This window comes from Kitasatospora sp. NBC_00070, from assembly GCF_045041205.1.
Classification (GTDB): domain Bacteria; phylum Actinomycetota; class Actinomycetes; order Streptomycetales; family Streptomycetaceae; genus Kitasatospora.
This window is the reverse complement of the sequence record NZ_CP108247.1, coordinates 1,546,560-1,573,099: the sequence shown is the minus strand read 5'-3', so window position 1 is coordinate 1,573,099 and position 26,540 is coordinate 1,546,560. Positions and strand designations below refer to the sequence as shown.

Sequence of the window (26,540 nt, the reverse complement as noted above, 5' to 3'; positions counted from 1 at the left end):
GGTCCCGGGCCGGGTATACGCTGGCGGTGGCACGGCCCTGAGCGGGTACTGGGGTCTTTGGTTATGCGAGTTGGGATCGTCGGGCACGAGGGGCTCTCGGATCTGAGCGAGATGCTGGTCCGGGGCGAGCTGTGGCGACTGGTCACCACGTTCGGCAGCTACGACCTGGTCGGGGTGACCTGCCTCGCGACGGGCCCCGAGACCTGGTTCGCCCAGTCGGTGCTGGAGCACGGCGGCAAGGTCGAGGTGGTCGTGTCGGCGACGGCCGGCCGGGCCGGGGCGTTCGCCGGCGAGGACCGGCAGACCAGGCAGCGGCTGATGAACCGGGCGAACGCGGTGCACCGGCTGGCCCCGGTCGAGGTGGGCGGACTGGGCGACGACACCTGCCGGGCCCTGGTCGGGATGGTGGACGAGCTGATCGCGGTCTGGGACGGCCGCCCCGAGGGCCACGCCGCCGAGGTGGTGCGGGCGGCCCAGCGGGCCGGGCTCTACGTACAGGTGGTCTGGCCGCAGGGGTGCGAGAGCCCGGCGGGATGACCCGGCCGGTACCGGGGGAGCGGGGTTGAGCTGCCACAATGGGCGCCATGTCGACCAATCCCGCCGTCCCCGGCAGCACCGCCCTCGCCCCGGACATCGCCGCCCGGCTCAAGCGCACCGAGGACGGCCTGCTGCCGGCCGTCGCCCAGCAGTACGACACCGGCGAGGTGCTGATGCTCGGCTGGATGGACGACGAGGCGCTGCACCGCACCCTGACCACCGGCCGCTGCACGTACTGGAGCCGCAGCCGTCGCGAGTACTGGGTGAAGGGCGACACCTCAGGCCACTTCCAGCACGTCAAGCAGGTGGCGCTGGACTGCGACGGCGACACCCTGCTGGTCAAGGTCGACCAGGTCGGCGCGGCCTGCCACACCGGCGACCGGACCTGCTTCGACGCCGACGTGCTCCCGCTCGCTCGCTAACCTGTCCCTGCCCGCCCCAACTGACGAACGGTGCCAAGCCAGATGGACCTTGAGGACTTCCGCAAGCTCGCCGTAGACACCCGGGTCATCCCGGTCACCCGCCGGCTCCTCGCGGACGGCCTCACCCCCATCGGGCTGTACCGCAGCCTGGCCGACGAGCGGCCGGGCACCTTCCTGCTGGAGTCGGCCGAGCAGGGCAACTGGTCCCGGTACTCCTTCGTCGGCGTGCACAGCGTCGCCACCCTGACCGCCGACCCGGACGGCAACGCCCGCTGGCAGGGCACCCCGCCGGTCGGCATCCCCACCACCGGTGACCCGCTGGAGGTGCTGCGCGCCGCGCTGGACGCCCTGCACACGCCCCGGCGCACCGACGACGGGCTGCCACCGCTCACCGGCGGCCTGGTCGGCTACCTCGGGTACGACGTGGTCCGCCGGCTGGAGAAGCTGCCGAACCTCACCCCGGACGACCTGAAGCTCCCCGAGCTGACCATGCTGCTGGCCACCGACCTGGCCGTGCTCGACCACGCCGACGGCACCGTGCTGCTGATCGCCAACGCGGTCAACCACAACGACCTGGCCAGCGGCGCGGACGAGGCGTACGCCGACGCCGTCGCCCGGCTGGACCGGATGCAGGCCGACCTGGCCCGGCCGGTCGACCCGGGCCTGGCGACCTTCACCCCCACGGCGGTTGACGCCCACTCACCCTTCGGCGGCGCCCCGTACCGGGCGGCGGTCGAGGAGGTGAAGGAGCGGATCCGGGCCGGCGAGGCGTTCCAGGTGGTGCCCTCGCAGCGGTTCGAAGCACCCTGCCAGGCCAGCGCGTTGGACGTCTACCGGGTCCTGCGCACCACCAACCCCAGCCCGTACATGTACCTGTTCCGGTTCCCCGGCCCGGACGGCACCGCCGAGGGCGGCTTCGACGTGGTCGGCTCCAGCCCTGAGGCGCTGGTCAAGGTGACGGAGGGTCAGGCGATGCTGCACCCGATCGCCGGCACCCGGCACCGGGGCGCCACCCCGCACGAGGACGCCGAGCTGGCCGCCGAGCTGCTCGCCGACCCCAAGGAGCGGGCCGAGCACCTGATGCTGGTGGACCTCGGCCGCAACGACCTCGGCCGGGTCTGCGAGCCCGGCAGCGTCGAGGTGGTCGACTTCATGTCGGTCGAGCGCTACAGCCACGTGATGCACATCGTCTCCACCGTCACCGGCCAGGTGGCGGCGGGCCGTTCGGCCTTCGACGTGCTGACCGCCTGCTTCCCGGCCGGCACCCTCTCGGGCGCTCCCAAGCCCCGCGCGATGCGGATCATCGAGGAGCTCGAACCCACCCGCCGCGGCCTCTACGGCGGCTGCGTCGGCTACCTGGACTTCGCCGGCGACTCCGACACCGCGATCGCCATCCGCACCGCCCTGCTCCGCGACGGCACCGCCTACGTCCAGGCCGGCGCGGGCGTGGTCGCCGACTCCGACCCGCACTCCGAGGACACCGAGTGCCGCAACAAGGCCGCCGCCGTCCTCCGCGCCGTCGCCACCGCCAACACGCTGCGCAGCGAGCGTTAGCCCCCGGCGCGGGCCCGGTCGTGCGGTCAGGGATAGTGGACGGGTGACCTCGCTTCCCTCGCCCCGTACCGCCGAGCCCGCCGTCGAGGCCGGGCCGGTGAAGAAGAACAGCCGTCGGAGCCTCGGTGTGATGCTGCTGCTGACCGTGCTCGGGGCGGTGCTGGTGCTGACCGCCGCGAGCCGGGTGTGGGCGACCGGGACGGCCGGGGGGCTGGCGGTCGAGGTGACCGGGAGCGCGGTGTCGGGGCTGCCGGGCGGCCTGGCGCTGGTCGGGCTGGCGTCGGCGGTGGCGGTCTTCGCGGTGCGTGGGGTCGGCAAGCTGGTGGTCGGCGGGCTGGTGACGCTGGCCGGGCTCGGGGCCGCCCTGGCGGCGGTGCTCGGGGCGACCGACGCCGGTGCGCTGCACGGCGAGGCGGCCAGGAAGCTCGCGCTGGTGAGCGCCCAGGCGGATCAGGTGAGCCACTCGGTCTGGCCCTGGGTGGCCGCGCTGGGCGGTCTGCTGCTGGCCGTCGCCGGGCTGCTGACGGTGCGGTCCGGCCGGGACTGGCCCGCGATGGGCAGCCGGTACGACGCCCCGGTGCGCAAGACGGCGCCGGAGGCGAAGAGCGGCGGGACCCCGGCCGAGCTGTGGCAGGCACTGGACCGCGGCGAGGACCCGACCTGAAACGGAGGCCCCCGCTTGGGGCCGGACGTCAGCGCCCGGCACAATGGACAGGTAAACCCGACGGGCGCCCGCAGCCCGGCCGGGCCCCGGAGAACCAAGGAGCACCATCAGATGTCGGCAGCAGCGCACGGCAACACCCCCGCCGCCTGGACCGGCTCGACCATCGCCTTCATCGGCTTCACGGTCAGCGGCGTCGCCATGATCATCCCCGCGATCTGGCTCTTCTTCGTGGGCCTGGGCGTCGTGGTCCTCGGTGGCATCGTCGGTAAGGCGATGGCCATGGCGGGCATGGGCAAGCAGCCCAGCCCGCACTTCTACACCCCCGAGGAGACGGCCGCCCGCCAGGCGGTCACGGCCGGGGTCTGACGCTTCGTCGGACGGCAGGGAGCGGCAGGCGCGCGCAGCGCCGGCCGCTCCCTGCCGCATGACACGCGCGCCCGCCTGAGGGGTGGGCCCCGGCGGCCGGGGCAGAATCGGCGGTGTGAACGCCGCACCGCAGCCCAGCGCCTCGCCCGTACCGCCCTCCCCGCTGCGCCGCCTGGCCCGCCCGCTGGCCGCCCTGGTGGCGGTCGGCCTGCCGACCCTGTACGTGGCGGCGGTGGACCCGAACACGCCCGGCCACTATCCGACCTGTCCGGTGCTCTCGGCCACCGGTTGGTGGTGTCCCGGCTGTGGCGGCCTGCGGGCCGTGCACGCGCTGACCCACGGCGACCTGACCGCGGCGGTGCACGACAACCTGCTGGTGGTGGTGCTGGCCGTGGTCGCGGCGGTGCTCTGGGTGGGCTGGCTGTGGGCCGCCCTGACCGGGGCGAAGGCCCCCCGGATCGGCTTCGGTGCGGCCCGTACGGTCCTGCTGCTGCTGGTCCTCGGACTGTTCATGGTGCTGCGCAACCTCCCGGCCGGAGCCGGGCTGGCACCCCCCGTGGTGTAGCTCCCCGGCGTGTACGCCGGTCCGCTCCGCGAGACGCGCGCCGGGCGGATGCGGTTCGCGCCCCCTGCGCCCGATACCATCGAGAGGCCGACGGGGGCAGATCAGCACCGGACCTGCACAGGTCCGGTCCGGGTCGTCCCCGCGGTGTTACACCCGACTAGCCGGGCGACCGCCCGGCAGAACGATGGGGGCGCCCGCGTGAGTGTGCTCGACGAGATCATCGACGGGGTCCGCGAGGACCTCGCCGAGCGACAGGCCCGGGTCTCCCTGGACCAGCTCAAGGAGCTGGCCGCCAAGGCTCCCGACGCCAAGGACGGCGTTGCCGCGCTGCGTGGCGACGGCATCCGGGTGATCTGCGAGGTCAAGCGCTCCAGCCCGTCCAAGGGAGCCCTGGCGGCGATCGCCGACCCGGCGGCCCTGGCGCTCGACTACGCGGCCGGCGGTGCCGCCGCGATCAGTGTGCTGACCGAACAGCGCCGCTTCGGCGGTTCGCTGGCCGACCTGGACGCCGTCCGGGCCGCGGTCGACACCCCGGTGCTCCGCAAGGACTTCATCGTCACCGCCTACCAGCTCTGGGAGGCCCGCGCCCACGGCGCCGACCTCGCGCTGCTGATCGTGGCGGCCCTGGACCAGCCCGCGCTCGTCTCGCTGATCGAGCGGGCCGAGTCGATCGGGCTCACGCCCCTGGTCGAGGTGCACGACGAGGAGGAGATCGCCCGCGCGGTGGACGCCGGAGCGAGGATCATCGGCGTCAACGCCCGCAACCTCAAGACCCTCGAGGTCGACCGGAACACCTTCGGCAACGTGGTGGACGCCATCCCGGCGCACGTCGTCCGGGTCGCCGAGTCCGGGGTGCGCGGCCCGCACGACCTGATCGCGTACGCCAACCTGGGTGCGGACGCCGTCCTGGTGGGCGAGTCCCTGGTGACCGGCAAGGACCCGAAGGCGGCCGTGGCCGACCTGGTGGCCGCCGGTGCCCACCCGGCGCTGCGCAACAACGGACGGGGCTGACCCGGATCATGAGCGCCCGTCTCGCCCCCGGCTGCCGCCCGCGCGGCTGCCGCGCGCCCGCGCGCCGGGTGCTGGGGCGGCGGGTGCGGTACGTGATCGGCTGCGAGCCCGGGCAGGTGCAGGGCCGCCGATGGCACAGGACGAACGGCTGAGCACAGCCATGCCGCGTTCCTGACGGTCATTCACCAATCACGAGGACTACAGCCATGTCCGAAAAGGACTACCTGCCAGGCGTTCAGGTCCCCGACGCGCGGGGCTACTTCGGCGCGTACGGCGGCCGCTTCATCCCGGAGGCGCTGGTCGCCGCCGTCGAGCAGGTCGCCGAGGAGTACGAGAAGGCCAAGGCCGACCCGGCCTTCGCGGCCGAGCTCGACGCGCTGCTCAAGGACTACACCGGGCGGCCGAGCCCGCTCACCGACGTGCACCGGTTCTCCGCCGAGGCGGGCGGGGCGCGGGTCCTGCTCAAGCGCGAGGACCTGAACCACACCGGCTCGCACAAGATCAACAACGTGCTGGGCCAGGCGCTGCTGACCCGCCGGATGGGCAAGACCCGGATCATCGCCGAGACCGGCGCCGGCCAGCACGGCGTGGCCACCGCCACCGCCTGCGCACTGTTCGGCTTCGACTGCACCATCTACATGGGCGAGGTCGACACCGAGCGCCAGGCGCTCAACGTGGCCCGGATGCGGATGCTGGGCGCCGAGGTGATCCCGGTGACCTCCGGCAGCCGCACGCTCAAGGACGCCATCAACGAGGCGTTCCGGGACTGGGTCGCCAACGTCGACTCCACCCACTACCTGTTCGGCACGGTGGCCGGCCCGCACCCGTTCCCGGCGATGGTCCGCGACTTCCACAAGGTGATCGGCATCGAGGCCCGCGAGCAGGTGCTGGAGCGCACCGGCAAGCTCCCGGACGCCGTGGTCGCCTGTGTCGGCGGCGGCTCCAACGCGATGGGCATCTTCCACGAGTTCATCCCGGACGCGGGTGTCCGGCTGATCGGCTGCGAGGCGGCCGGCGAGGGCGTCGACACCCCGAGGCACGCGGCCACCCTGACCAAGGGCGACCCCGGCGTGCTGCACGGCTCGCGCACCTACGTGCTGCAGGACGAGGACGGCCAGACCATCGAGTCGCACTCGATCTCGGCCGGTCTGGACTACCCCGGCGTCGGCCCCGAGCACGCCTGGCTGAAGGACACCGGCCGGGCCGAGTACCGCCCGGTGACGGACGATCAGGCGATGCAGGCGCTGCGGCTGCTGTCCCGCACCGAGGGCATCATCCCGGCGATCGAGAGCGCGCACGCGCTGGCCGGCGCGCTGGTGCTCGGCCGCGAGCTGGGCCCGGAGGCCACCATCCTGGTGTCGCTCTCCGGCCGTGGCGACAAGGACATGCACACCGCCGCCCAGTACTTCGGCCTGTACGACCAGAACAACGGGGGTAAGTGACCATGGCTTCGAAGCTGAGCGCGGTCCTGGCCGCCGCGAAGAGCGAGAACCGGGCGGCCCTGATCGGCTACCTGCCGGCCGGCTTCCCGACCGTCGACGGCGGCATCGCCGCGGTCAAGGCCCTGATCGAGGGCGGCTGCGACGTGGTCGAGGTCGGCCTGCCGCACTCCGACCCGGTGCTGGACGGTCCGACCATCCAGACCGCCGACGACATCGCGCTGCGCGGCGGGGTCCGGATCACGGACGTGCTGCGGACGGTGGCCGAGGCGACCGCCGCGCACCCCGGCACGGCGGTGCTGGTGATGACGTACTGGAACCCGGTCGAGCGCTTCGGCGTGGCCCGGTTCGCCGCGGAGCTGGCGGCGGCCGGGGGCGCGGGCGTGATCCTGCCCGACCTGCCGGTCGAGGAGTCCGACGAGTGGCGCAAGGCGGCGGGCGAGCACGGTCTCGACACCGTCTTCGTGGTCGCCCCGAGCAGCAAGGACCCGCGCCTCGCGGAGGTCACGGCGGCCGGTTCCGGCTTCGTCTACGCGGCCGCCGTGATGGGCGTGACCGGCACCCGGGCGGCCGTCGGCAACCTGGCCGAGGACCTGGTCGCCCGCACCCGGGCCACCACCGACCTGCCGGTCTGCGTCGGGCTCGGCGTCTCCAACGCCGACCAGGCGGCGCAGGTGGCCGGCTTCGCGGACGGGGTGATCGTCGGCTCCGCGTTCGTCCAGCGCATCCTCGACGCGGCTGACGACGAGGCCGGCCTGGCGGCGGTCCGTGGACTGGCTGCCGAATTGGCAGAAGGTGTTCGCAGGCGCTGAGTTGCCCTATCCAGGGGCTCGGGGAACAGCGACGGTACGTGGCGTGCGGGTCACAGGCGAAAGTGCCTGACCACCTACGTACGTGTGACCTTTTCGAGGTCGGCGTCGCAGTTCCCCGAGCTCCTGTTGTGCTGAACCGGGTGCCTGACAGTGCGACCCTGCCCCGCCGTCCGGGTGAAGTGTGGGGGGTTGACGCATCGGGGGCGGTTGGGTGGCGTTGAGTGGAGGGACGAGTTCGTGTGCTGTACGACTCGTCCCCCGACTGAAGGAGTCCGCCAAGTGCCCTGTCTTCAGCGAGCCGTCCTGCTGCGGGCCGCCGCCGCCGCCCTGGTGCTCGGTGCGACGCTGGGTGCGGAGGCGGCGGTCGGTCCGGTGCTGGCCCGGCGAGGGGTGGAGCGGGCCGAGCGGGACGCGTACGTGTGCAGCCAGGCGGCGAGGTTGGATTCGGTGGTGCGGGCCGGGCGGTCGCAGCACGACGGGCGGCCGTCGCTCAGCCGGGTGGCGGACGCGGTGCACTGCGGGCCGCCGCGCTGACGTCCGGTCAGGGCGGGTACCAGATCGGACATCTGTCCTCATTCCATCACTCATTCGGCTTAATGCGCGAATGTGGAGTAACCGCCATTCATCCCCTACGGTTCATCAGGAAGCGTGAGTAGCACCACGCCAGGGACGTACCGAGGGGGAGGACCCGATGGCCAGTCAGCAGACCGCCGCCGCGCCGGAGCGCGGGGCGCTGCGCCACGCGGTCGACGGCGCGCCGGGGGAGTGGTTCGGGCTGGCGGCCCGGATCGGCCTGGCCGTGGTCTGGGCCTGGGCCGGGCTGGCCAAGGTGGCCGATCCGGCGGAGGCGGCGCAGGCCGTGCGGGCGTACGAGATCCTGCCCGAGTCGCTGGTCAAGCCGGGCGGGTACGGGTTGCCGTTCCTCGAACTGGCCCTCGCCCTGCTGCTGTTGATCGGTCTCGGGACGCGGATCGTCGCGGTGATCTCGGCCCTGCTGCTGCTCACCTTCATCGGCGGCATCAGCTCCGCCTGGGCCCGTGGCATCTCGATCGACTGCGGCTGCTTCGGCGGCGGTGGCGCGGTCGACTCCTCGCAGACCGAGTACCTGCAGGAGATCCTGCGCGACAGCGGCTTCCTGCTGCTGGCCGCGTGGTTGGTGTACCGGCCCCGGACCAAGCTCTCGGCCGATGCCTGGCTGAGCGCTTGACGGACCGACAGCCGCCATCGAACCCACCGGCCCCCACCTTGGACGTACCGAGCTATGAGTGAGAAGAACCGAGAAGGCAAGCGCACCGCCCGCGAGCGGATGCTGGAGGAGCGGGCCGCCGACGAGGCCCGTTCGAAGCGGAAGAAGAAGCTGATCATCGGCGGGGTGGTGCTCGCGGTGATCGCGGCGGGCGTGATCACCGGCGTGGTGGTGCAGAACCAGCGCTCCAAGCCGGACACCCCGGTGGCCGCCCCGGCCGGCACCATCGGCGACAAGAACCTGGTGATCCCGGACGGCCCGGCCAACGCACCCTCGGTGCTGACCGTCTACGAGGACCCGCGCTGCCCGGCCTGTGGCACCTTCGAGCGTGAATTCGCCACCACGGTCAACCAGTTGGAGAACCAGGGCAAGCTCTACGGGAACTACCACATCGTCTCGTTCATCGACCGCTCGCTCGGCGGCAAGGGTTCCAAGTACGGCGCCAACGCGCTGGCCTGTGCCCAGGACGCGGGCAAGTTCCGCGAGTACCACGACGTGCTGTACAAGAACCAGCCGGACGAGACCACCGACTCCTTCGGCAACAAGAGCACCCTGATCGACCTGGCCAAGCAGGTGCCCGGGCTGGACGGCCCGGCCTTCGAGAGCTGCGTCAACGACAGCAAGTACGCGGGCTGGGTGTCCGCCGTGCAGCAGGACTTCGACAAGTCCGGCTACAAGTCGACGCCGACCGTGCTGCTCAACGGCACGCCGATCTACCCGAAGAACGGCGAGGAGCAGATCTCCCCGGAGAACCTGGCGAAGTGGGTGGACGCGGCCAACGCGGGCAAGCCGCTGGGCACCGTCACCGGCGCCACCCCGGCACCCTGACGCCGAACGTTCGAAAGCTGTGACCCCGCGCGGTGCCGGAGTGTCGGGCGGGGTCCGGTAGCGTCGACCCTGCCATGGATCTCGCATACATTCCGAGCCCGTCGCGGGGGGTCCTCTATCTGGGGCCCGTCCCGCTTCGCGCCTACGCCTTCTGCATCATCATCGGTGTCGTCGTGGCCGTCTGGCTCGGCAGCAAGCGCTGGGTCGCCCGGGGCGGTGCCAAGCACACCGTGGGCGACATCGCCGTCTGGGCGGTGCCGTTCGGCCTGGTCGGCGGCCGTCTCTACCACGTGATCACCGATCACCAGCTGTACTTCGGTGACGGGAAGAACCCGTGGAACGCCTTCAAGATCTGGGAGGGCGGCCTCGGCATCTGGGGCGCGATCGCGCTCGGCGCGGTCGGTGCCTGGATCGGCGCCCGCCGCCGGGGCGTCCCGCTGCCGGCCTACGCCGACGCGATCGCCCCCGGCATCGCACTGGCCCAGGCCTGCGGCCGCTGGGGCAACTGGTTCAACCAGGAGCTGTACGGCCGGACCACCGACCTGCCCTGGGGTCTGGAGATCCACAAGGTGGAGCCGGACGGCTCGGTGGTGGACGGGGTCTTCCACCCGACCTTCCTGTACGAGTCGCTCTGGTGCGTCGGTGTGGCGCTGCTGGTGATCTGGGTGGACAAGCGGTTCACCCTCGGCCACGGCCGGGCCTTCGCGGTCTACGTCGCCGCCTACAGCGTCGGCCGGTTCTGGATCGAGGACCTGCGGATCGACGAGGCGCACCACGTGCTCGGCCTGCGGCTGAACGAGTGGACCGCGGTCGTGACCTTCCTCGGTGCCAGCGCCTACCTGGTGATCGTCGGGAGGAAGCGCCCCGGCCGGGAGGCCCCGGACTCGATCGACCCGGCCGCGCACGTCGGCGAACTGACGCTGTCCGGGCCGGAGTCTGTCTCCACCGGCACCGAGCGGCCGGAGGACCCGGCCACGCCGACCGACCCGGAGCCGGGAAAACCGTCCTGAGCTGCTGACTTCCAACTCCTCGGCCGCCCTGCACCGTCCCGGTGCGGGCGGCCGAAGTGCTGTTCGGACAGCCTTACTTTGCTGGAAACGATCGTTTCATCGGACTACCTTTCAGGACGTCAGGAGATTTCGCAGCACGCCGTACTGGGGGCCCACGCAGTGACCGTGACCATCGCCGAACCGATCGCCGAGGACAACCCGATGCCTCGCGTCCCCGCCGAGGGGCACCACCGGGACGTCAACGGCGGCTGGCTCCGGCCGGCGGTGTTCGGCGCGATGGACGGGCTGGTCTCCAACTTCGCGCTGATGACCGGCGTGGTCGGCGGTGCGGCCAGTACCAGCACGGTGATCATCACCGGCCTGGCGGGACTGGCGGCGGGTGCCTGCTCGATGGCGGCCGGCGAGTACACCTCGGTGGCCTCCCAGCGCGAGCTGGTGGAGGCCGAGATCGAGGTCGAGCGGCTGGAGCTGCGCCGCAACCCGCAGGGCGAGCTGGCCGAGCTGTCGGAGCTGTACATCTCCCGGGGCGTCGAGCCCGAGCTGGCCCGTGAGGTGGCCCGGCAGCTCACCGCCGACCCGGAGCAGGCGCTGGAGGTGCACGCCCGGGAGGAGCTCGGGGTGGACCCGCACGACCTGCCGTCCCCGACGGTGGCCGCGGTGTCCTCGTTCGGGTGCTTCGCGCTCGGCGCGCTGCTCCCGCTGCTGCCGTACCTGCTCGGTGCCACCTCGCTGCTGCCGGCGCTGCTGCTCGCGCTGGCCGGGCTGTTCCTGTGCGGCGCGGTGGTGGCCCGGGTGACCGCCCGCAGCTGGTGGTACAGCGGCCTGCGGCAGCTGCTGCTGGGTTCGGCCGCCGCCGCGGTCACCTACCTGCTCGGCGCGCTGATCGGCGGCCAGGTCGGCTGACCGGGTCATCGACCTGGCGCTGTATGAATATGACCTTCCCCACATGGATCACCAGTCGGACCTGTACTGATCCCGGCTGATTCAGGGCGAGGCCGCAGAATCTCATGCCGCGCTCGGTGATCGGAGAAGGATTCGCAGGGGGGACCTTCTCAGGATGTGGACGGGGCATTACGCCCCTGTTTCGCTCCCGACGACAGGGGGCACACTGGTGGGAGCATGCGGACGAGCGTTCGCCTCCCGCCAGCTCTGTTACTAGCCGGTAATAGCCCGTGACCTGGGCACCTTGTCCGCCATCTGGACGTGACATTCCACTTTTCGGGATGTCCGGCATCATGTAACCTGCACGAAATCGCAAGAGGGCCAACGTCGTCCCTACTGCAACAAGCACCTTGCCAGAGACGACGACGGGAGAGCCGATGCTGTCTGCATCCATGCACTCCGCCAACGAGCCCGAGCAGGCCGCAGCCCGGCCCTACGCGCTCGTTCCGGATGCGCGACCCACTGCTCAGGGCCTGTACGACCCGCGTAACGAGCACGACGCCTGCGGCGTCGGTTTCGTCGCCACGCTGACCGGCATCGCCGACCACACCATCGTTGACCAGGCCCTCACGGTGCTGCGCAACCTGGAGCACCGGGGCGCCACCGGCGCCGAGCCGGACTCCGGTGACGGCGCCGGCATCCTGACCCAGGTCCCGGACGCGTTCCTGCGCTCCAAGGTCTCCTTCGAGCTCCCGGCGGCCGGCTCCTACGCCGTCGGTATCGCCTTCCTGCCGGACGAGGACGCGGCCGCCGCCGCGGCCGCCGCGCAGATCGAGGCGATCGCCGCCGAGGAGGACCTCACCGTCCTGGGCTGGCGCGACGTTCCGGTCACCCCGGACCTGCTGGGCGCGACCGCCCGCTCGGTGATGCCCCGGTTCCGGCAGATCTTCGTGGCCGGCGGCGGGCAGACCGGCATCACGCTGGACCGGGTCGCCTTCGTCCTGCGCAAGCGTGCCGAGCGGGAGGCCGGGGTGTACTTCCCCTCGCTCTCCGCCCGCACCATCGTCTACAAGGGCATGCTGACCACCGGCCAGCTGGAGCCGTTCTTCCCCGACCTCTCGGACCGGCTGTACGCCTCCGCGATCGGTCTGGTGCACTCCCGGTTCTCCACCAACACCTTCCCGAGCTGGCCGCTCGCCCACCCGTACCGGTTCGTCGCGCACAACGGCGAGATCAACACGGTCAAGGGCAACCGGAACTGGATGACGGCGCGCGAGTCCCAGCTCGCCACCGACCTGATCCCCGGCGACCTCAGCCGGATCTTCCCGATCTGCACCCCGGACCACTCCGACTCGGCCTCGTTCGACGAGGTGCTGGAGCTGCTCCACCTGGGTGGTCGTTCGCTGCCGCACTCGGTGCTGATGATGATCCCGGAGGCGTGGGAGAACCACGCCACCATGGACCCGGCCCGCCGGGCGTTCTACCAGTACCACTCCAACCTGATGGAGCCCTGGGACGGCCCGGCCTGTGTGACCTTCACCGACGGCACCCAGATCGGCGCGGTGCTCGACCGCAACGGCCTGCGGCCGGCCCGGTACTGGGTCACCGAGGACGGTCTGGTGGTGCTCTCCTCCGAGGTCGGCGTGCTCGACATCGACCAGGAGAAGGTGGTCAAGAAGGGCCGCCTGCAGCCCGGCAAGATGTTCCTGATCGACACCGCCGAGGGGCGGATCGTCGAGGACGAGGAGCTCAAGGCCCAGCTGGCCGAGGAGCACCCGTACCAGGAGTGGGTCGCGGCGGGTCAGATCGAGCTCGGCAAGCTGCCCGAGCGCGAGCACATCCACCACACCCACGCCTCGGTGACGCGTCGTCAGCAGACCTTCGGCTACACCGAGGAGGAGCTGCGGGTCATCCTGGCCCCGATGGCGAAGTCCGGTGGCGAGGCGCTCGGTTCGATGGGCACCGACAGCCCGATCGCCGCGCTCTCCGAGAAGCCCCGGCTGCTCTTCGACTACTTCATCCAGCTGTTCGCCCAGGTCACCAACCCGCCGCTGGACGCGATCCGGGAGGAGCTGGTCACCTCCCTGCTCAGCAACCTCGGCCCGGAGGGCAACCTGCTGGTCGCCGAGGCGGCGCACTGCCGGTCGGTCGGCCTGAGCTTCCCGGTGATCGACAACGACGAGCTCGCCAAGCTGATCCACATCAACGCGGACGGCGACCAGCAGGGTCTGAAGGCCGTCACGCTGTCGGGCCTGTACAAGGTCTCCGGCGGCGGCGAGGCGCTGGCCGCCCGGCTGGCGGCGATCGCGGCCGAGGCCGACGCGGCGATCGCCGACGGCGCCCGGATCATCGTGCTGTCGGACCGTCACTCGGACGCCGAGCACGCGCCGATCCCGTCGCTGCTGCTCACCTCCGCCGTGCACCACCACCTGATCCGGACCAAGCAGCGCACCCGGATGTCGCTGATCGTCGAGGCCGGTGACGTCCGCGAGGTGCACCACGTCGCGCTGCTGATCGGCTACGGCGCCGGTGCGGTCAACCCGTACCTGGCGATGGAGTCGGTCGAGGACCTGGTCGAGCAGGGCACCTTCCTGACCGGGATCGAGGCCGAGAAGGCCATCAAGAACCTGATCAAGGCGCTCGGCAAGGGCGTGCTGAAGGTGATGTCCAAGATGGGCATCTCGACCGTGGCCTCGTACCGCGGCGCCCAGGTCTTCGAGGTCATCGGCCTCGACCAGCAGACCGTGGACACCTACTTCTCCGGCACCACCACCAAGCTCGGCGGCATCGGCCTGGCGGAGATCGCCAAGGAGGTGGCCGCGCGCCACGCCAAGGCGTACCCGGCCTCCGGCATCTCCGCCGCGCACCGCGCGCTGGACATCGGCGGCGAGTACCAGTGGCGCCGCGAGGGCGAGCCGCACCTGTTCGACCCGGACACGGTGTTCCGCCTGCAGCACTCCACCCGGTCGCGCCGCTACGACATCTTCAAGCAGTACACCGAGCGGGTGAACGAGCAGTCCGAGCGGCTGATGACGCTGCGCGGCCTGTTCAGGTTCAACGGCCTCGGCCGGGCGCCGATCTCCATCGACGAGGTCGAGCCGGTCTCCGAGATCGTCAAGCGGTTCTCCACCGGCGCCATGTCGTACGGCTCCATCTCGATGGAGGCGCACGAGACGCTGGCCATCGCGATGAACCAGCTCGGCGGCAAGTCCAACACCGGTGAGGGTGGTGAGGACCCGGAGCGCCTGTACGACCCGGCCCGCCGCTCGGCGATCAAGCAGGTCGCCTCCGGCCGGTTCGGCGTCACCTCCGAGTACCTGGTGAACGCGGACGACATCCAGATCAAGATGGCCCAGGGCGCCAAGCCCGGTGAGGGCGGTCAGCTGCCCGGCCACAAGGTCTACCCGTGGGTCGCGAAGACCCGGCACTCCACCCCGGGTGTCGGCCTGATCTCGCCGCCGCCGCACCACGACATCTACTCGATCGAGGACCTGGCGCAGCTGATCCACGACCTGAAGAACGCCAACCCGGCGGCCCGCATCCACGTGAAGCTGGTCTCCGAGGTCGGCGTGGGCACGGTCGCGGCGGGCGTCTCCAAGGCGCACGCGGACGTGGTGCTGGTCTCCGGCCACGACGGCGGTACCGGTGCCTCGCCGCTGACCAGCCTCAAGCACGCGGGCGGTCCCTGGGAGCTCGGTCTTGCCGAGACCCAGCAGACCCTGCTGCTGAACGGTCTGCGGGACCGGATCGTGGTCCAGACGGACGGTCAGCTCAAGACCGGCCGCGACGTGGTCATCGCCGCCCTGCTGGGCGCCGAGGAGTTCGGCTTCGCGACCGCGCCGCTGGTGGTCTCCGGCTGCATCATGATGCGGGTCTGCCACCTGGACACCTGCCCGGTCGGCGTCGCCACCCAGAACCCGGTGCTGCGCGAGCGCTTCTCCGGCAAGCCTGAGTTCGTGGTGAACTTCTTCGAGTTCATCGCGGAGGAGGTCCGGGAGATCCTGGCCGAGCTGGGCTTCCGCACCATCGAGGAGGCGGTCGGCCACGCCGAGCACATCGACGCCGCCGAGGCGATCACGCACTGGAAGGCGGCCGGTCTCGACCTGGCCCCGCTGTTCCACGTGCCGGAGCTGCCCGAGGGCGCCGCGCTGCACAACACCACCACGCAGGACCACGCGCTGGACAAGGCGCTCGACAACCAGCTGATCGAGCTGGCCGAGGACGCCCTGGTGCGCGGCGACGCGGTCCGGATCCAGCTCCCGATCCGCAACGTCAACCGGACGGTCGGCACCATGCTCGGCCACGAGGTGACGAAGCGTTACCGGGGCGAGGGCCTGCCCGAGGGCACCATCGACGTCACCTTCAACGGTTCGGCGGGCCAGTCCTTCGGCGCCTTCGTGCCGCGCGGCATCACGCTGCGCCTGGAGGGTGACGCCAACGACTACGTCGGCAAGGGCCTGTCGGGCGGTGTGGTGATCGTCCGCCCGGCGCGCAACGCGGCCGCCATCGGCGCCGACGCCCAGAACCACGTGATCGCCGGCAACACCATCGGATACGGCGCCACCTCGGGCCGGATCCACCTGCGCGGCAAGGCCGGCGAGCGCTTCGCCGTCCGCAACTCCGGTGCCACCCTGGTGGTCGAGGGCGTGGGCGACCACGGCCTGGAGTACATGACCGGCGGACGGGTCGTCATCCTCGGCGAGACCGGCCGCAACCTGGCGGCGGGCATGTCCGGCGGTATCGCGTACGTGCTGGACCTGCGTCCGGCGAACGTGAACGACGGCATGGTGGCCATCGAGGCCCCGACCAACGCCGACCGCGACTGGCTGCGCGAGACCGTGCAGCAGCACTACGAGGAGACCGGCTCCACCGTGGCCGCCGAGCTCCTGGCTGACTGGGCCGGCGGGGTCTCCCGCTTCTCCAAGATCATGCCGACCGACTACAAGGCTGTGCTCGCCGCCAAGGACGCCGCTGAGCGCGCCGGTCTCGACGAGACCGCGATCACTCGCAAGATGATGGAGGCGGCAAATGGCTGACCCCAAGGGCTTCCTGACCACGCCCAAGCAGCTGGCGGAGCGCCGCCCGGTGGACGTCCGGCTCCGTGACTGGAACGAGGTCTACGTCGAGCGCAGCCTCCTGCCGATCATCACCAAGCAGGCCGGCCGGTGCATGGACTGCGGCATCCCGTTCTGCCACAACGGCTGCCCGCTCGGGAACCTGATCCCGGAGTGGAACGACCTCGCCTTCCGGGACGACTGGAGCGGCGCGATCGAGCGGCTGCACGCGACCAACAACTTCCCGGAGTTCACCGGGCGGCTGTGCCCGGCTCCCTGTGAGTCGGCGTGCGTGCTGGGCATCAACCAGGACGCGGTGACCATCAAGAACGTCGAGGTCACCATCATCGACAAGGCGTGGGACAACGGCGGGGTCACCGCCCAGATCCCCGAGCGCCTGTCCGGCAAGACCGTCGCGGTCGTGGGCTCGGGCCCGGCCGGCCTCGCGGTGGCCCAGCAGCTCACCCGGGCCGGGCACACCGTGGTGGTGTACGAGCGTGCGGACCGGATCGGCGGCCTGCTCCGGTACGGCATCCCCGAGTTCAAGATGGAGAAGCGCCACATCAACCGCCGCATCGAGCAGATGCGCGCGGAGGGCACCCGGTTCCGTACCGGCGTGCACGTGGGCGAGGACATCACCGGGCAGCAGCTGCGCGAGCGCTTCGACGCCGTCGTGGTCGCCGCCGGTGCCACCACCGCGCGTGATCTCCCGGTCCCCGGGCGGGAGTTCAAGGGCATCCACCAGGCGATGGAGTACCTCCCGCTGGCCAACAAGGTGCAGGAGGGCGACTTCGTCGAGCCGCCGATCAGCGCCAAGGGCAAGCACGTCGTGGTGATCGGCGGCGGTGACACCGGCGCCGACTGCCTGGGCACCGCGCTCCGCCAGGGGGCCGCCTCGGTCACCCAGCTGGAGATCATGCCGCGCCCGAGCGACGAGCGCCCCGAGAACCAGCCCTGGCCGACCATGCCGATGACCTACAAGGTCACCTCCGCGCACGAGGAGGGCGGTGAGCGGGTGTACGCCGTGAACACCACCCACTTCACCGGCGACGAGGACGGCAACGTCCAGGAACTGCACCTGGTCGAGGTCGAGTTCAAGGAGGGCCGGTTCCAGCCCGTGGCGGGCACCGAGCGGGCCATCCCGGCCCAGCTGGTCACCCTGGCGATGGGCTTCACCGGTACCGACGTCAAGAACGGTCTGGTCGAGCAGCTCGGCGTCGAGCTGGACGCCCGCGGCAACATCGACCGGGACGCCAAGTTCTCCACCAACGTGGATGGCGTGTACGTCTGCGGCGACGCCGGCCGCGGCCAGTCGCTGATCGTCTGGGCCATCGCGGAGGGCCGTTCGGCCGCCGCCGCGGTGGACAGGTACCTGGGCGGCAAGACCGCGCTGCCCGCCCCGATCCGCCCGACCGACCGCCCCCTGGTGGTCTGACCGACCCTCACCTGATACCGCCGGACGCCCGTTTGTCCGGCCGCACCAACCGCTTGCCCGTCAGAGCCGCCGGGCTCATGCGGTACTCACGGCACCTGCCCCCTCCCCGACCAAGTTGGGGGCAGGTGCCGTTCCGCGTTTTCCGGGTGTTTCTTCCCCGGCGGTTCAGCGCCGGTTCAGCGGTCGTTGGGCCGGGCGGGGCTGACGGAGTGACCCTGAGTGTTCGCTGAGGGTGTGCGCCGATCTGACAACAACTGTCGTACCGTTCCTGGGTTTTGGCACGATCTGCCACATTGCGTCAGGTACAGGCTCTGATCCGGGCCGGTCAAGTTAGTTGACGGTTGAATAGCAGGTCACCCAGGGCTCACAGTGGAACCAGTGGCGATCGGGCCCGGGTTCGAAGTCGACGGCCCCCGGCACCACTTCTCTTCGGTGCTCAACGCCCGCTTCCCACTGCCCGCTCTCTCTTCGTACTGCGTACGGACCGTCCCGTCAAGGGCGTCCGGCGCACCCGAAACCGTCGATGCGGTGCCGGTCAGGCTCGGCCGGCCCCAGAGGAAGGACCAACCGTGGCTCAAGTGACGGCAGTCGAGGCCCAGCAGTGGCTGATCGAGAAGATCGCCCACCGGCTCGGAGTGGCGCCCGGGGAGGTCTCGCCCGAGCAGTACTTCGACGAGCTGGACCTGGACTCCACCGAGGCGCTGATCCTGGCCGGCGAGATGGAGAACTGGCTCGGCTTCGAACTCGGCACCACCACGCTCTGGTACCACCCCACCATCAAGGACCTGGCGGCGCACATCGCCGAGGAGTGCGGTCAGCGTGCCTCCGCGTAGACCCGGGCCGGTCCCGGTCCTCCCGTTACGCCAGGCTGCCGAGGGCGGTCCCACCGTCCACCTGGTGCACCCCGGGGCGCTCGCCGCCCAGGTCCACCGCACCCTCGCCGAGGCCCTCCCCGAGGGTGTCGGACTGACCGTGCTCGACATCTCGGCCCTCCCCGAGTACGGGGAGGCGGCCCTCACCGGGGGCCGGGCCGACACCACCGTGGAGGCGCTCGCCGACTGGCTGGCCACCGAACTGACGCAGCCTCAGTTCTCGTTGGTGGGCTGGTCGTTCGGTGGAGTGGTGGCTCAGGCGGCGGTCGAGCGACTGCCCGCAGAGCGGCGGCCGGAGCGGCTGGTGCTGCTGGACAGCATCGCGCCGACCGAGGAGTACCAGCAGCCCGACGAGGCCCTCGAACCCCCGCTGCTGCTGGGCTGGTTCGCGATGTACCTGGGTGCCAAACGCGGCCGCCCGGTACCGCTCGACCCGGCGGCCCTGGCCGGCCGCGGCGTCGACGACGGGCTCCCGCTCGTCCTGGACGCCGCCACCGCGAGCGGGGCGCTCCTCCCCGACACCCCGCTGCCCGGGCTCCGCAAGCTCTACGACACCTATGTCGACGGGCTGTTGCGCAACAACCGGCTCACCGCGCCGTACCGGCCGAGGCCGTCGAGCGTCCCGCTGGTCCTGGTGAAGGCCGAACGCAGCCTGATCCCCGAGGACCCCACGCTCGGCTGGCAGCCGCTCGCCCCGCACGGGCTCGACCTGGCGGTGGCACCCGGCGACCACTACACCATGCTCACCCGACCGGACGCGGCCCAGGTCATCGCCCGCCTGGTCCACCCGGCCCCCGGGCCCGTCTGACCTTCCCCGTCGGGTCCGGCCCGCCCGGCCCGCACCCTCGCCGCCCGACCCGGCCCGCTCCGACGCCTGCCGTCGGACCGGCCCCAGGTCCGCGCACACCACCCGGCCCGGCCCGTGCCCTCAGCGGGCCGTGCCCGGGTGGCCTCCGGCCACCGAGACCAAGAGAGCCCGCCGTGAACTCTTCGCAGCCTGCGCACTCCTCGAACAATCCGACCGTTCCACCTCAGGACAGCGCCGCCAGACCGAGCGAACGCGACCTGGACCGCCGGCTCGCCCGCGATCCGATCGCCATCGTCGGCCTGTCCGCCCTGTACCCCAAGTCCCGTGACCTGCGGGAGTTCTGGGGCAACGTGGTGGCGGCGGCGGACTGCATCGAGGACGTCCCGTCGACCCACTGGGACCTCGACGAGCACTACGACCCGGATCCGACCGCCCCGGACAAGACCTACTCCCGGCACGGCGGGTTCATCCCCACCGTGGACTTCAACCCGATGGAGTTCGGTCTGCCGCCGACCACCCTGGAGGTCACCGACGTCCTCCAGCTGCTCAGCCTGGTGGTCGCCCGCGACCTGCTCAAGCACGCCGGGGCCGAACAGCCCTGGTACGACGCCTCGCGCACCGGTGTGGTGCTCGGCATCACCGGCGCCAACCAGCTCACCCAGCCGCTCTCGGCCCGGCTGCAGACCCCGGTGCTCAAGGAGGTGGCCCGCAGTGTCGGCCTCTCCGAGCGGGACGCCGAGGAGATCGCCGAGAAGTTCAAGCTGGCCTTCGCGCCCTGGGAGGAGAACTCCTTCCCCGGCATGCTGGGCAACGTGGTGGCCGGGCGGATCGCCAACCGGCTCGACCTCGGTGGCACCAACATGACCATCGACGCCGCCTGCGCCAGCTCGCTCGCCGCCGTGAAGACCGCCGTCAGCGAACTGCTGGAGGGGCGCGCGGACACCATGCTGGCGGGCGGCTGCGACGCCGAGAACACCATCTTCATGTACCTCTGCTTCGCCAAGACCCCGGCGTTCTCCAAGGCCGGCCGGATCCGGCCGTTCGACAAGGACGCCGACGGCACGCTGATCGGCGAGGGCATCGGGATGCTGGCGCTGCGCCGGCTGTCCGACGCCGAGCGGGACGGCAACGAGATCTACGCCGTGATCCGGGGCATCGGCTCGTCCAGCGACGGCCGGTTCAAGTCGATCTACGCCCCCCGTAAGGAGGGCCAGATCGTCGCCCTGGAGCGGGCCTACGAGGACGCCGACTGCTCACCGGAGAGCGTCGAGCTGTTCGAGGCGCACGGCACCGGCACGGCGGTCGGCGACGCGACCGAACTGTCCGCGCTGGCCGCGGTGGTGTCGGGGGCGACCGAGGCGAAGCAGTACGCCGCGGTCGGCAGCGTGAAGTCGCAGATCGGGCACACCAAGGCGGCGGCCGGCGCGGCCGGGCTGATCAAGCTCTCGATGGCGCTGCACCACAAGCTGCTGCCACCGACCATCAACGTGGACGAGCCGAACCCGGCGATCGACTTCGCCAACAGCCCCTTCTACGTCAACACCGAGAGCCGCCCGTGGATCCGGGACCCCGAGCGGGAGCACCGCCGGGCCGCGATCTCCTCGTTCGGCTTCGGCGGCACCAACTTCCACTTCGTGCTGGAGGAGTACGGCGACGGCGACGACCTCAAGGTGGTCTTCCCGGTCGCCCGGGTGCACCGGTGGCACGCGCCGACCGTGGCGGCGCTGGCCGGTGCGCTGGCCGGCCCCGCGCAGTCGGGCCCGGCTCCGGCCGACCACCCCCGGGTGGCGCTGGTGGCCAGGAACGACGCCGAACTGGCGGAGCTCACCGCGCTGGCCGTCGCCGAGCTGACCGCCAAGCCGGACGCCTCGGACTGGGCGCACCCCAAGGGCGTGTACTTCCGTCGCCGGGCCGGCGAGACCGGCAAGGTCGGCGCGCTGTTCGCCGGTCAGGGCAGCCAGTACGTCAACCCGGGCCACCGGGCCGTGCTCGCCGTACCTCCGCTGCGGGCCGCCTTCGACGCCGCCAACCGGCAGTTCACCGGGGCCGAACCGCTCTCCCGGGTGGCCTTCCCGGCGCCCGCCTTCGACCCGGCGGCCAAGGCCGGGCAGGAGGAGGCGCTCCGCCGCACCGAGTACGCGCAGCCCGCGATCGGCGCGCTGGCGGCCGGTCAGTTCCGCTACCTGAGCGAGCTGGGCTTCGCGGCCGACGGCCACCTCGGCCACAGCTTCGGCGAGTTGACCGCGCTCTGGGCCTCCGGCGCGCTGGACGACGACGCCTTCTTCGAGCTGGCCCGGGCCCGGGGAGCGGCGATGGCGCCGCCCGCCGAGGCCGGGTTCGACCCGGGTGCGATGGCCGCGCTCAGCGCCACCGACGACCAGATCACCGAACTGCTCGGCCGGTTCGGCGGGTTGACGGTCTGCAACCGCAACGCGGCCGACCAGATCGTGGTCGGCGGCGGCACCGAGGAGGTCGAGCAGCTGGTCGCGACCGCCAAGGCAGCAGGGGTCCGGGCGAGCCGGCTGCCGGTCTCGGCGGCCTTCCACACCCCGTACGTGGCGCACGCGGTCGAGGCGTTCCGGGCGAGTGTCGAGCGGGTCGAGATCCGCGCGCCGCACGGCCCGGTGTACGCCAACACCCCGGGTGCGGTGTACGGCGCCGACCCGGCCGCCAACCGGCGGGTGCTGGCCGAGCAGTTGGTGAACCCGGTGCACTTCGCCGACCGGGTCGAGGAGATGTACGCGGCCGGGTTCCGCACCTTCGTGGAGTTCGGGCCCAAGGGCGTGCTGACCCAGCTGGTCCGCCGCATCCTGGGCGACCGGCCGCACGCCGCGGTCCAGCTCGACCCCGGGCCGGGTGCTGACGCCGACCTCGCGCTGAAGCGCGCCGTGGCCCAACTCGTCGTGCTGGGGCTGCCGTTGTCGGTCGCCGACCGGTACGTCCTGGTACCGGAGCCGGTCGTGCCGGTGAAGGGCATGACCGTCCCGCTGAACGGCATCAACCACGTCCCCGAGCACCGGCGGGCCGCCTACCGGGAGGCCATCGACAACGGCTACCGGGTCACCCTGCCGACCGTCGAGGTCCAGGTCGAGGTGCCGGTGCACGTGCCGGTCGAGGTGCCGGTCGAAGTACCCGCTTCCGTTCCCGTTCCGGCCCCCGTGGCCGCCGTCGTCCAGGAGACCGAACCCGTGGACCACGATCGTCAGCCCGACCGGCTGTCCGAGCTGATCACCGATCACCTCGCCCTGCACGACGACTACCTGAACGGGCAGTTGCAGAGCGCCGAGCGGCTGGCCGGACTGCTGGAGAACGCCGCCGACCAGGGCCGCCTGCCCGAGATCCTGGGCGGCGTGACGGCGGTCAAGGAGCACGGCCTCGCCATCGGCCGGACCCACCTGCGGGCGAACGAGATCCTCCGCGACCTGGCCGCGCTCGAACTGGGCGGTGCTCCGGCTCCCGCCGCGACCGTCGCCCCGGCCCTGGCCCCGGTGGCGGCTCCGGCGCCGGCTCCCGTGCTGGCCCCGGCGCCGGTCCAGGTCGCGCTGCCGCCGGCTCCGGTGGCCGCCGCCCCTGCCCCGGTGGTGGCACCGCCCTCGGCTCCGGTGGCGGCTCCGGTCCCGGCCCCCGTTTCGGCTCCGGCCCCGGTGGTTGCCGCCGGTCCGTCGGCGGCGGAGGTGGCTGCCGCACTGCTGGCGGTGGTGTCGGCGAAGACCGGCTACCCGGCGGAGATGCTCGAACTCGAGATGGATGTCGAGGCGGATCTGGGGATCGACTCGATCAAGCGGGTCGAGATCCTGGGTGTGTTGTCGGAGCAGTTCCCGAGTGAGGTGCACGTGGGCCCGGAGCAGCTCGGCGAGCTGCGCACGCTGGGTCAGATCGTCGAGTTCATGTCGGCGAGTGCGGGCGCTGCTTCGGCTCCGGCTCCGGTGGTTGCCGCCGGTCCGTCGGCGGCGGAGGTGGCTGCCGCACTGCTGGCGGTGGTGTCGGCGAAGACCGGTTACCCGGCGGAGATGCTCGAACTGGGCATGGATGTCGAGGCGGATCTGGGGATCGACTCGATCAAGCGGGTCGAGATCCTGGGTGTGTTGTCGGAGCAGTTCCCGAGTGATGTGCACGTGGGCCCTGAGCAGCTGGGTGAGCTGCGCACGCTGGGTCAGATAGTCGAGTTCATGGCCGGTGCCACGGCCTCCGCCGCGCCGGCCGCCCCGGTGGCGCAGGCCGGTCCCTCGGCGGCCGATGTCGCGTCGGCCCTGCTCGCCGTGGTCGCCGCCAAGACCGGCTACCCGGCGGAGATGCTCGAACTGGGCATGGATGTCGAGGCGGACTTGGGGATCGACTCGATCAAGCGGGTCGAGATCCTGGGTGTGTTGTCGGAGCAGTTCCCGAGTGAGGTGCACGTCGGCCCGGAGCAGCTCGGCGAGCTGCGCACGCTGGGTCAGATCGTGGAGTTCATGTCCGGCACCACGGTCCCGGCGGCTCCCGCGCCGCAGCCCGAGCCGGTGGCGGCCCCCGCCCCTGCTCCTGCCGTTGCCCCCACCGCCGTGGTCCCCGGCCGGCTCGGCCGGGCCCAGGCCACGCTGGTCGAACTCCCACTGCCGGACCGGCTGGTGGGTGCGTACCCGTCGGGTGCCGGCGCCCTGCTGGTGGACGACGGCGGCGAGCTCGCCCCCGAGCTGGCCGCGCGGCTGACCGCCACCGGCTGGCAGGTCCAGCTGCTCCGCCTGCCCGGGGTGACCCGGCAGCTGCCGGGGGTCCGCGACTTCGCCCTCACCGGCTGGGGTGTCACCGAACTGGCCGAGAAGATCGAGCAGTTGACCCCGGTCAGTCTGGCCGTCACCTTCTCCACCCGGCCGGACAGCGACTGGGCGGACGGCGTCCGCCGGCTGTCCCACGCACTGCTCACCGCCAAGCACCTGGTCGAGCCGCTGACCCGGGCCGCAGGCACCGGCCGCGCGGGCTTCGTGACCGTGACCCGGCTGGACGGCGGCTTCGGTCTGCACGGGGTCGAGGAGGCGCTCGTGCCCTCCGGCGGCTTCGGCGGCCTGGTGAAGACCCTCGCGGTCGAGGCACCCGAACTGTTCTGCCGCGCGGTCGACCTGGCGCCCGGGCTGTCCGCCGGCACCGCCGTCGCGCTGCTGCTCGACGAGCTCTCGGACGCCGCCACCGAGCCGGTCCAGGTCGGGCACGACGGCACCCGCCGGGTCGCCCTCGGCCTGACCGAGCAGTCCACCGCCCCGCACTCCGGCGAGGTCGCCCCGCTGACCGCCGAGGACCTGATCGTGGTCACCGGCGGAGCCCGCGGCATCACCGCCCGGTGCGTGGTCGACCTGGCCACCGCCCACCGTCCCGGCTTCCTGCTGCTGGGCCGCACCGTGCTCGGCGACGAGCCCGCCTGGGCCCACGGGGTCACCGGTACGGCCGAGTTGAAGGCCGCCGCGGTCGACCAGCTGAAGACGGCGGGGGAGAAGCCGACCCCGAAGCGGGTCGAGCAGCTCTTCCAGTCCGTGGTCGGCGAGCGGGAGATCCGCCGCACGCTGGCCGAGGTCGCGGCCGCCGGCAGCCGGGTCGAGTACCTGGCCGTCGACATCACCGACGCCGCCGCGACGGCCGCCGTGCTCGCCCCGTACGCGGGGCAGGTCACCGGTGTGGTGCACGGCGCCGGGGTGCTGGCCGACCAGCTGATCAGCGTCAAGAAGGCCTCCGAGATCGAGCGGGTCTTCGCGCCCAAGCTGACCGGGCTGCGCTCGGTGCTGGACGCGCTGCCCGCCGACGGACTGCGGCACGTGCTGCTGTTCACCTCGGTGGCGGGGTTCTTCGGCAACCGGGGCCAGTCCGACTACGCGATGGCCAACGAGGTGCTGAACGCCTGGGCGGCGGGCTGGAAGCGCAAGCACCCGCAGACCCGGGTGACCGCCCTGAACTGGGGCGCCTGGGACAGCGGGATGGTCTCCCCGCAGATCAAGGCGGTGTTCCAGGAGCGCGGCATCACGCTGATCCCGGAGTCGGTCGGAACCGCCCTGTTCACCGGGCAGTTCTCGCCGGAGCACGGCAACGACGTGGTGACGGTGCTCGGCCCGACCACGCCGCTCTCGGTGCGGGAGACCGCGGTTGTGGCCGCGACCGTGCTGGAGCGCAGGCTCGACGTGCTGGCGGCCGAACCGATCGTCGCCGACCATGTGATCGGCGGGGTGCCGGTGCTGCCGGCCGCGCTGGCCCTGGGCTGGGCGATCGGCGCGGTCGAGCGGCTCAGCGGGGGGACGGTCCGTCAGGTCCGCGACTTCGCGGTGCACAAGGGGGTGCTGTTCGACGGCACCGAGCAGGGCAGCTTCCAGCTCAGCGCGGCCCCGGCCGGGGACGGCGCCACCACCGAGGTGACGATCCGTTCGGTCGCCGCCGACGGCACCGTCCGCCCGCACTACGCGGCCGGGGTGGTGCTCGGCGCCGACCCGGCGACCGAGACCAGCCGGCCGAGCGTGGCCGGACTCCCGGCGCTCGGCCAGGGCCGGGACGCGAGCGGCTTCTACACCGACGGGACGCTGTTCCACGGCGAGTCGCTGCGCGGTCTGCGGCGGGTGCTCACCGAGCAGGAGTCGCGGCTGGTGCTGGAGGCCGCGCTGCCCGAACACCGGCCCGGCAACGGGGCGTTCGGCGGCCAGCTGTACGGCCCCGGCACGGCGGACCTGCTGCTGCAGGCCGGTCTGGTCTGGATGAAGCTGTACCGGGCCACGGCCAGCCTGCCGCTCTCGGTGGCCCGCGCCGAGTTCCATCAGGAACTGCCCGACGGCGAGCCGTTCCTGATCGTGGTCGAGCCGGTCTCCAGCAACGGCAGCACGGCCAGCCTGACCGTGACCGCCTGCGCCCCGGGCGGACGGGTGCTGGCCCGGCTGGGCGGGGTGAGCCTGGTCTCCACCCCGCAGCTGGCCGCCAAGTTCGTCACCAACTAGGCGTACTCGCCCCCCGGCCCGGTTCCCGGTCGGCCACCTCCCCTGTGGTGGCCGGCCGGGCCCGGCCGACAAGCTCCGGAAGGACCACAAC

Annotated in this window: 20 protein-coding genes; all 20 read left to right on the top strand. The window is 71.9% G+C overall.

Going from position 1 to position 26,540, the window contains the following annotated elements; genetic code table 11:
* The first annotated feature begins 63 nt into the window (after positions 1-63).
* The 20 genes from OHV05_RS07355 to OHV05_RS07260 all read left to right on the top strand — a co-directional run bounded on the left by OHV05_RS07355 (position 64) and on the right by OHV05_RS07260 (position 26,449).
* Entirely contained in the window at positions 64-537 is a 474-nt protein-coding gene (locus OHV05_RS07355; RefSeq protein WP_405016925.1) for a hypothetical protein, read from the top strand.
* Between the two features lie 38 nt (positions 538-575).
* Positions 576-959, top strand: coding sequence for a phosphoribosyl-AMP cyclohydrolase (gene hisI, locus OHV05_RS07350; RefSeq protein WP_403041800.1), 384 nt, complete (start codon positions 576-578; stop codon positions 957-959).
* Positions 960-1,001: 42 nt separating this feature from the next.
* Positions 1,002-2,513: an anthranilate synthase component I gene (locus OHV05_RS07345; protein WP_405016924.1), complete on the top strand. Its 1,512-nt coding sequence runs from the start codon at positions 1,002-1,004 to the stop codon at positions 2,511-2,513.
* Between the two features lie 43 nt (positions 2,514-2,556).
* Positions 2,557-3,177, top strand: a complete 621-nt coding sequence (locus OHV05_RS07340; RefSeq protein WP_405016923.1) for a TIGR02234 family membrane protein — start codon at positions 2,557-2,559, stop codon at positions 3,175-3,177.
* A gap of 111 nt (positions 3,178-3,288) precedes the next feature.
* Complete coding sequence (locus tag OHV05_RS07335; protein WP_403041805.1) at positions 3,289-3,543, top strand: HGxxPAAW family protein; 255 nt, start codon at positions 3,289-3,291, stop codon at positions 3,541-3,543.
* A 115-nt stretch (positions 3,544-3,658) separates the two neighbouring features.
* On the top strand, positions 3,659-4,108 hold the full coding sequence (locus tag OHV05_RS07330; protein ID WP_405016922.1) for a DUF2752 domain-containing protein: 450 nt from the start codon (positions 3,659-3,661) through the stop codon (positions 4,106-4,108).
* A gap of 198 nt (positions 4,109-4,306) precedes the next feature.
* Positions 4,307-5,119 carry an indole-3-glycerol phosphate synthase TrpC gene (gene trpC / locus OHV05_RS07325; RefSeq protein ID WP_403041809.1) on the top strand — a complete coding sequence of 271 codons (813 nt, stop codon included), beginning with the start codon at positions 4,307-4,309 and terminating at the stop codon, positions 5,117-5,119.
* 8 nt (positions 5,120-5,127) lie between these two features.
* Positions 5,128-5,271 (top strand): tryptophan biosynthesis modulator TrpM, encoded by a 144-nt coding sequence (gene trpM / locus OHV05_RS07320; RefSeq protein WP_405016921.1) that lies wholly within the window; start codon positions 5,128-5,130, stop codon positions 5,269-5,271.
* Between the two features lie 54 nt (positions 5,272-5,325).
* Positions 5,326-6,561, top strand: coding sequence for a tryptophan synthase subunit beta (gene trpB, locus OHV05_RS07315; protein ID WP_405016920.1), 1,236 nt, complete (start codon positions 5,326-5,328; stop codon positions 6,559-6,561).
* Positions 6,562-6,563: 2 nt separating this feature from the next.
* Positions 6,564-7,370 carry a tryptophan synthase subunit alpha gene (gene trpA / locus OHV05_RS07310; RefSeq protein ID WP_405016919.1) on the top strand — a complete coding sequence of 269 codons (807 nt, stop codon included), beginning with the start codon at positions 6,564-6,566 and terminating at the stop codon, positions 7,368-7,370.
* Between the two features lie 279 nt (positions 7,371-7,649).
* Complete coding sequence (locus tag OHV05_RS07305; RefSeq protein WP_405016918.1) at positions 7,650-7,904, top strand: hypothetical protein; 255 nt, start codon at positions 7,650-7,652, stop codon at positions 7,902-7,904.
* A gap of 157 nt (positions 7,905-8,061) precedes the next feature.
* Positions 8,062-8,577, top strand: a complete 516-nt coding sequence (locus tag OHV05_RS07300) for a MauE/DoxX family redox-associated membrane protein (RefSeq protein WP_405016917.1) — start codon at positions 8,062-8,064, stop codon at positions 8,575-8,577.
* A 54-nt stretch (positions 8,578-8,631) separates the two neighbouring features.
* The gene (locus tag OHV05_RS07295) at positions 8,632-9,444 is read left to right on the top strand and encodes a DsbA family protein (protein ID WP_405016916.1); all 813 of its coding nucleotides are present in this window, start codon (positions 8,632-8,634) and stop codon (positions 9,442-9,444) included.
* Positions 9,445-9,518: 74 nt separating this feature from the next.
* Positions 9,519-10,454, top strand: a complete 936-nt coding sequence (gene lgt, locus OHV05_RS07290; RefSeq protein ID WP_405016915.1) for a prolipoprotein diacylglyceryl transferase — start codon at positions 9,519-9,521, stop codon at positions 10,452-10,454.
* A 201-nt stretch (positions 10,455-10,655) separates the two neighbouring features.
* Positions 10,656-11,357, top strand: coding sequence for a VIT1/CCC1 transporter family protein (locus OHV05_RS07285; protein ID WP_403041902.1), 702 nt, complete (start codon positions 10,656-10,658; stop codon positions 11,355-11,357).
* 431 nt (positions 11,358-11,788) lie between these two features.
* Positions 11,789-16,372 (top strand): glutamate synthase large subunit, encoded by a 4,584-nt coding sequence (gene gltB, locus OHV05_RS07280; RefSeq protein WP_405021406.1) that lies wholly within the window; start codon positions 11,789-11,791, stop codon positions 16,370-16,372.
* On the top strand, positions 16,365-17,825 hold the full coding sequence (locus OHV05_RS07275; RefSeq protein ID WP_405016914.1) for a glutamate synthase subunit beta: 1,461 nt from the start codon (positions 16,365-16,367) through the stop codon (positions 17,823-17,825). The genes gltB and OHV05_RS07275 overlap by 8 nt, the downstream gene beginning before the upstream one ends.
* Before the next feature lie 578 nt (positions 17,826-18,403).
* Entirely contained in the window at positions 18,404-18,658 is a 255-nt protein-coding gene (locus OHV05_RS07270) for an acyl carrier protein (protein ID WP_313068733.1), read from the top strand.
* Positions 18,645-19,505: an alpha/beta fold hydrolase gene (locus OHV05_RS07265; protein ID WP_405016913.1), complete on the top strand. Its 861-nt coding sequence runs from the start codon at positions 18,645-18,647 to the stop codon at positions 19,503-19,505. Before OHV05_RS07270 ends, OHV05_RS07265 begins: the two co-directional genes overlap by 14 nt.
* 173 nt (positions 19,506-19,678) lie before the next feature.
* Positions 19,679-26,449: an SDR family NAD(P)-dependent oxidoreductase gene (locus OHV05_RS07260; RefSeq protein ID WP_405016912.1), complete on the top strand. Its 6,771-nt coding sequence runs from the start codon at positions 19,679-19,681 to the stop codon at positions 26,447-26,449.
* Positions 26,450-26,540: the final 91 nt, after the last annotated feature.